We start from the raw sequence: 6,013 nt of genomic DNA on the forward strand, positions 1-6,013 counted from the left end.
GGTCACTGGTTCAGCAGCCGACGAAGCCCGCCGCCGAGGGCCTCGCCGGCGGGACCGGGCAGTTGGTCGGTGAGGTCGTCGATGGCCTCCTCGGCCTGCTCGCGCACCGCGTCGACCTGATCGCGGGCGCCGTCCTCCAGCGCGTCCACCGTGGACCCGTCGCCGGCCTCGGCGGGCGCGCCGCCGCCCTGGCCGGGCTCCTTCTCGCCCAGGGCCACCAGACAGGGCTCCATCTCGGCGCCGCTGCCGCCCAGCAGGTTGGCGGCCAGATCCTCGCCCACCAGCGACAGCCCGCCGGTGGCCAGCGCCCCGGCGGCCGAGGCGGCGGTGCGCAGGCCGGTGCGGACGGCCTCGCGGGCGTCCAGCACCAGCGAGGGCGCGGCGAACGGTCCGGTGACGGCGAACAGTTCGACGATGCGGCCCAGGCCGCGTTCGAGGCCGATGCCCTCGCGGGCGGCCGGGGCGATCTTCACGCTCAGGCGCTCTGCGCCCAGGTCGAATCCTCCGGCGCCGCCCACCACCATGCGGTCGGTCTCCAGCGCCAGGCCGTGGTCGCTGGACAGCACGCCCTCGGACGCCGTCATGTTGACCACCAGACAGCGGACGGGGGTGGTCGCCTCCTCCGTGCCGAAGGGGTTGATGGTCCGGATCACCTGGGTCGAGACGTCGGCCCCCGCCCAGTCCAGGGCGCGGTTGTTCAGGCGGGCATCCACCGTGTGCAGCAGGACGCGGCCGTCCAGGGTCCCGGCGATCTGGCGCGGCGTGGCGCCTTGGCCGGCCAGGTTGAGCCGCAGGCGCGAGGGGCCGCCCTGGACCAGGTCGCCCTGGCCCATCTGCCGGGCCAGCGTGCCCAGCGTGACACCGTCACCGGTCAGATCGACACGCAGGGCCGCCGCCCCGTTTCCGGTCGGCGTCAGGGTCATGGTTCCGGTCACGGTGCCGTCGGCCACGCCGGTCCGCAGCGGATCGAGGGTGAGGGCCCCATCCGCCAGGGTCACGCCCAGGTCCACGTCGTCGAGGGTCATGCCGTTGGGCAGCACCGCGTGCTCGACGCGGATGGACAGATCGGCGTCCACGGCCGACAGCCCATCCAGCGGCAGGGGCGTGTCGGGAATCACGGTCGCGCCGCCGGTCCCGGTCGGGGCCGGGGTGGGCAACGACGGGGTGGACGCCGAGGGGTCGGGCACGGCCCGGGTTTCGGGCGCCGGCGCGCCGGTGATCTCGGCCAGGTCCAGCAAGGGCGCCACCAGGCGGCCGGACAGGTGCGGACGCGGGCCGTCCAGGCGCGCGTCCAGGTCGCCGGTCAGGTGGCTCCGTCCCAGCGCGGCGCGCAGGTCGGCGAGCCGATAGCCCCCGTCGATGTCCGAGACCTGGGCGCTGGCCTGCACGGGCACCGCGATCGGGATGCCCAACTCGGTCAGACGGGCCGGGTCCGGGGCGGTCAGGGCCACGGTGAGATCAAGGCCGCTGGCCGCGACGGCGTCGGCGACGGCGCCGACGGCGGTCAGGCGCAGGCCCTCGGGCGGTCCCACGCCCAGGTCGATGTCCTTCACGGTCAGGTCGTCGGGTCCGCCGGCGACGGTGGCGCTGACCCGGAAGGGACCCAGCATCGGCAGGTCCTGGCCGTCGCCGGCGGCGGCGGCCAGCGCCGGCAGGCGCAGCAGGTCGGCTACCTCGCCGCCCTCGGCGGCGACGAGCAGGGTGACGCCGTCCCCGGCCGACAGGTTGTCGATGCTGCCGGTGGCGGTGGCCTTGAGCAACGGCAGGGTGCCCAGGCTGGCCTCCAGCATGGGCACGGCCAGCGCGGCGGCGTCCCCCGTCAGTTGGAGCGTGACGTCATAGGCGCCCACGGCGGGCAGGGTGAGGTCCTGATCGATCACCGGACCCAGGGCGGCCAGATCGGCGATCTGCGAGCCGCGCGCCGACACCGTCAGGTCCAGGCCGCGCGCCTCGGTGGGCTGGGCGATGGCGCCGTTGACGGTGATCGTGGCGCCGGCCACCTCGGCGGTGAGATCAAGCGGCCAGGGTGGGGCGGGGGGGGCGGTGGGCTCGGCGCCGGCCCGGGGCGCGCCCAATGCGGTCAGCGCGCCCATCGTGCCCTCTGCGGAGAACGCCAGACCGTTGTAACGGCCGGCCAGATCGACGTCGAGCGGTGTGTCGACGCCGGCGCCCGTGAGGACGGCGGTGTCCAGTTCCAGGGTCAGGGTGCGGTCGCGCGCGCCGTCGCGCAGGATCAGAATGGCGTTCTCCAGGCGCACGTCCTGGATGTCCAGGCGGGCCGGCGGGGTCGTGCGCGTCGGGGTCTCCCCCGGGACATCCGCCACGATGTCGGCCGGGGGATCGGCCGGGGTGTCCGCCGCCTCGGTGGTGTCGGTCGGGCCAAGCGCCCAGTTGCCCCGCCCCTCGGCGTCGGTCTCCAGCCACACGGCGGCGTCGGCCAACACCAGCCGCACCACCCTCAGGTCGCCCGACAGCAGCGGCAACAGCGCCACCTGGGCCTCCAGGCGCCCGACCGAGACCATGTCGTCGTCCTGCGCCCAGTCGGCGTTGCCCAGGTGCACATCCTCGACCACCAGTGCCGGGGCCAGGCCGAGGGACAGGTCCAGGTCTCCGTCGATGGCCACCCGGCGACCGGTCTGGTCCTCCATCAGGGCGACGATGTCGGCCTTGTAGCGCCCCACGTCCAGCGTGGCGAGAAAGACGGCCACGCCTCCCACCAGGAGCACGATCAGGCCCAGGATGAGGGCAAGCACGGTGGACAGGCGCATCGGTGGTGTCTCCCGAGCGAAAGAAGAGGGCTCCGCCATCAACGGAGTCGACTCCCCAACAACAGGACGAAAATATGGCGGTCCTTGGGCGGCGTGGCGAGGACCCGGGCGTTTGTGGGACCGTCAGGCGGCGCCGGTCAGGCCTACGCCGGCGCGACGGCGACCATGTCCGGCGCGACCGCCCACGGCAGCTGATCCGGCAGCGTCTCCAGCGTGTCCAGAACCAGGCGCGCCCCGGCCTCGTGCAAGGCACTCACCGGGTGATATCCCCAGGCGACGCCGACCGCGTCGGTGCCGGCGGCGCGCGCCATGGTCATGTCGAAGGTGGTGTCGCCGACCATCACCGTGTGCTCCGGGGGGGCGCCGATGTCGGCCATGGCGCGATGCAGCATGGCCGGGTGCGGCTTGCCGGGACCCAGGTCGGCGGTCTGAATGGTCACGAACCGGCTGGTCAGGGCGTGGCGCTCCAGGGCCGCCGCCACGCCACGCTGGGACTTCCCGGTGGCCAGGCCGAGCAGGCAGCCCGTGGCATCCAGCGCGTCCAGCACCGCGCGCACGCCGGGGAACAGCGGTTCGTGATGATCCGGGCGGCGGCGCAAGGTGAAGAAGGCGTCGCGGTAGAGGTCCGCGACCTGCGTCCGCGTGGCCTCCGCCACGCCCGGGGTCACCTGGGCGATGGCCTCGTCCAGGGACAGGCCGATGATGCTCCGGGTGGCCGACTCCGCCGGCACCGGCACGCCGGCGCCTCGGCAGGCCATGGCCATGGCGGCGATGATGTTGTGCTGGCTGTCCAGGAGCGTGCCATCGACATCGAACACCACCAGATGGGGGCGATCGTCCCGGCGCGCGCCGATGGCGGCGTTGCCCGGCGAGTCGGACGGGGTGGGGGCGGCGGAATCCGGATCGGTCATCGCGGTGCGGCGTGCTCCTGAGCGTAGCGGGTGGCGGCGGCCTGGACCTCGCCCAGCACCAGCGGCATCACCTGATGCATGTAGCGGGTCATCTTGGCGGAGACCGATCGGCCCACCTCGGAGCCGAAGAAGGCCGTCATGGCCGCCAGTTCGTCGGCGGTGAAGGTCTCCGACAGCGCCGTGAGCATCACCGCGCGCAGGGCGTCTTGGTCGATCTCGCGCCGGGCCTTCTCGGCGAAGCCGGCGCGGTGCTCGGGCGGCAGCAGCACGGCCACCTGGGTGATGCTGGCCTCCAGGACGCGGCTCACGGGCACGGCCCGCTCGTAGCGTTCGGCCTCGGCCCGGCGGTTGGCGGGCGTATCGGGCATGGCCAGGGCGACAGGGCCGAGCAGCAGGCCGGCGGCCAGCGTCAGGACACCCAACGCCAGGACGCCCAACGACAGGATGCCCCGCGTCGGCACGCGGGGCCGGGTGGGGAGCCTCGGGATCATGGCCTGTCCTCCAGCGGGGGCTCGTCGGTCTCGGTGAAGCCGAAATAGGCGAAGGCGTCGGCCATGTGCGGCGGCAAGGGCGCCTGCACGGTCAGCGTGCCGCCGTCGGGATGGGGCAGCACCAGCAGGCGGGCGTGCAGGTGCAGGCGGCGATCGACCTCGGCGCCGTCCAGGAAGGCCGCCTGGCCGCCGTACTTGCCGTCCCCCAGGATCGGCGTGCCCAGGGCCAGCGCGTGGGCGCGAAGCTGGTGGGTGCGGCCGGTGCGCGGCTCCATCCACAGCCAACTCACGGTGCCGGTGGCGTCGTCGACGATCTGATAGTCGGTCACCGCCGACAGCCCGCCCGCCGGGTCGGGCACCATGCGCTCGCCGCGCGCGCCCGGTTCCTTGGACAAGGCCAGACGGAGCGTGCCGGCGCGGGGCCTGGGGGCGCCCACGACCAGCGCCCAGTACACCTTGCGCGTCTCGCGGTGGCGGAAGGCGGCGGTCAGCGCCCGAGCGGCGGCGGCGGTGCGGGCCAGCACCAGGACGCCCGAGGTGTCCTTGTCCAGGCGATGCACCAGGCGCGGGCGCTCGCTGTCGGCGGGCCGGCGCAGGGCGTCCAGCATGGCGTCGAGATGCCGGGTCTGGCCGCTGCCGCCCTGGGTGGCCAGACCGGCCGGCTTGTTCAGCACGATCAGCGCGTCATCCTCGTGCAGCACGGCGGCGCGCAGGGCGGCGCGATCGGCGTCGGAGACCGGGGCCGCCCCCCTGGCGGCGCGCGGCGCCTCGGCGGAGGCATCGCCGGGTGGCGGCAAGGGGGGCACGCGCACGCTTTGCCCGGCGCTCAGCCGGGTGCTGGCCTTCACGCGGCCGCCGTCCACGCGCACCTGGCCGGTGCGCAGCAGCTTTTCCAGCCGGCCGTGAGACACCGTCGGGAAGTGGCGCCGGAACCAGCGGTCCAGGCGCTGGTCGGCGTCCTCGCCGGTGATCTGGATGGTCTGTACACCGCTCACGATGGCTCGCCTTTCCACACGCGCGAGGTCACAACAGGGCGCGCCCGAGCCACAGGCCCGCGAACAGCGCCGTTACCCCCAGGCACACCGATCCCAGGACATAGGCCAGGGCCGCCGCGCCCTGTCCCCGCTCCCACAGGGTCACCACGTCCAACGAAAAGGTGGAGAAGGTGGTGAACGCGCCCAGCATGCCGGTCACCAGGAACAGCCGCGCCTCCGGCGGCGCCGACCAGCGCCGCGCCATGGCTTCGATCAGCAGCCCCATGAGCAGCGACCCCAGCACGTTGACCACCAGCGTGCCCCAGGGAAATCCGTGCCCAAGATACCGGGGAACCGCCGCGGTGACCAGATACCGCCCGAGCGCGCCGACGGCGCCCCCCATGGCCACGACGAACAGCATGGAGGGTTTCACGGCGTGGACGAGTCCCGGCGAAGATCGGAAGGGGCGCTATCCGGCGCGGCGCGGCGCGACGGACACCGCCCCCTTTGTGCGCCGCGCGGCGCGATCGCGCAAGAGCCGATCCGGGGGCGCCACGGAAAACGGGCTGGCGTTCGACGGGACCGTGTTCTACCTTGACCGCCCCAATCGGGGGTTCTCCCCGGGTTTCTCACGCGGACGTGGCGGAACTGGTAGACGCAGCGGACTTAAAATCCGCTTCTCGTTGAGAGTGGGGGTTCGAGTCCCTCCGTCCGCACCACTGACGAGGGTGGCCGGAGCGGCCCAAGGGGATGTGGCGCGTCCCCGTGTTGGGTCAGCAGTTCTCATTTTGAGCTGAAAGGCTTGGACACGGGACTCGGGATGTGATTCACCCTCTGGGTGAGGTGGCTTGAAGAGCAAATCGCGGCGC

Annotated in this window: 5 protein-coding genes and 1 tRNA gene; 1 reads left to right on the forward strand and 5 read right to left on the reverse strand. The window is 73.4% G+C overall.

Translation table 11 applies throughout. The features are described from left to right. Nucleotides 1-2 precede the first annotated feature (2 nt). The 5 genes from GGD89_RS14965 to crcB form a co-directional block, all read right to left on the reverse strand. Nucleotides 3-2,768, reverse strand: a complete 2,766-nt coding sequence (locus tag GGD89_RS14965) for an AsmA family protein (RefSeq protein WP_184046717.1) — start codon at nucleotides 2,766-2,768, stop codon at nucleotides 3-5. 143 nt (nucleotides 2,769-2,911) lie between these two features. Next, nucleotides 2,912-3,679 (reverse strand): HAD-IA family hydrolase, encoded by a 768-nt coding sequence (locus tag GGD89_RS14970; RefSeq protein WP_184046719.1) that lies wholly within the window; start codon nucleotides 3,677-3,679, stop codon nucleotides 2,912-2,914. Further along, on the reverse strand, nucleotides 3,676-4,170 hold the full coding sequence (locus GGD89_RS14975) for a DUF2059 domain-containing protein (RefSeq protein ID WP_184046721.1): 495 nt from the start codon (nucleotides 4,168-4,170) through the stop codon (nucleotides 3,676-3,678). Before GGD89_RS14975 ends, GGD89_RS14970 begins: the two co-directional genes overlap by 4 nt. Then, a complete protein-coding gene (locus tag GGD89_RS14980; protein WP_184046723.1) occupies nucleotides 4,167-5,165 on the reverse strand; it encodes an RluA family pseudouridine synthase in 999 nt (332 codons plus the stop codon). Before GGD89_RS14980 ends, GGD89_RS14975 begins: the two co-directional genes overlap by 4 nt. Before the next feature lie 28 nt (nucleotides 5,166-5,193). Further along, complete coding sequence (gene crcB, locus GGD89_RS14985; protein WP_184046725.1) at nucleotides 5,194-5,565, reverse strand: fluoride efflux transporter CrcB; 372 nt, start codon at nucleotides 5,563-5,565, stop codon at nucleotides 5,194-5,196. Nucleotides 5,566-5,777: 212 nt separating this feature from the next. Here crcB and GGD89_RS14990 point away from each other — a divergent pair. Further along, nucleotides 5,778-5,863: transfer RNA gene (locus GGD89_RS14990), tRNA-Leu, on the forward strand. The last annotated feature ends 150 nt before the right edge of the window (nucleotides 5,864-6,013 follow it).

This window comes from Roseospira visakhapatnamensis, from assembly GCF_014197915.1.
Classification (GTDB): Bacteria; Pseudomonadota; Alphaproteobacteria; order Rhodospirillales; family Rhodospirillaceae; genus Rhodospira; species Rhodospira visakhapatnamensis.

Bases quoted from the DNA above. Each gene is read 5' to 3' on its own strand.
- GGD89_RS14965 (WP_184046717.1), bottom strand. From the start codon at position 2,768: ATGCGCCTGTCCACCGTGCTTGCCCTCATCCTGGGCCTGATCGTGCTC.
- GGD89_RS14970 (WP_184046719.1), bottom strand. From the start codon at position 3,679: ATGACCGATCCGGATTCCGCCGCCCCCACCCCGTCCGACTCGCCGGGC.
- GGD89_RS14975 (WP_184046721.1), bottom strand. From the start codon at position 4,170: ATGATCCCGAGGCTCCCCACCCGGCCCCGCGTGCCGACGCGGGGCATC.
- crcB (WP_184046725.1), bottom strand. From the start codon at position 5,565: ATGCTGTTCGTCGTGGCCATGGGGGGCGCCGTCGGCGCGCTCGGGCGG.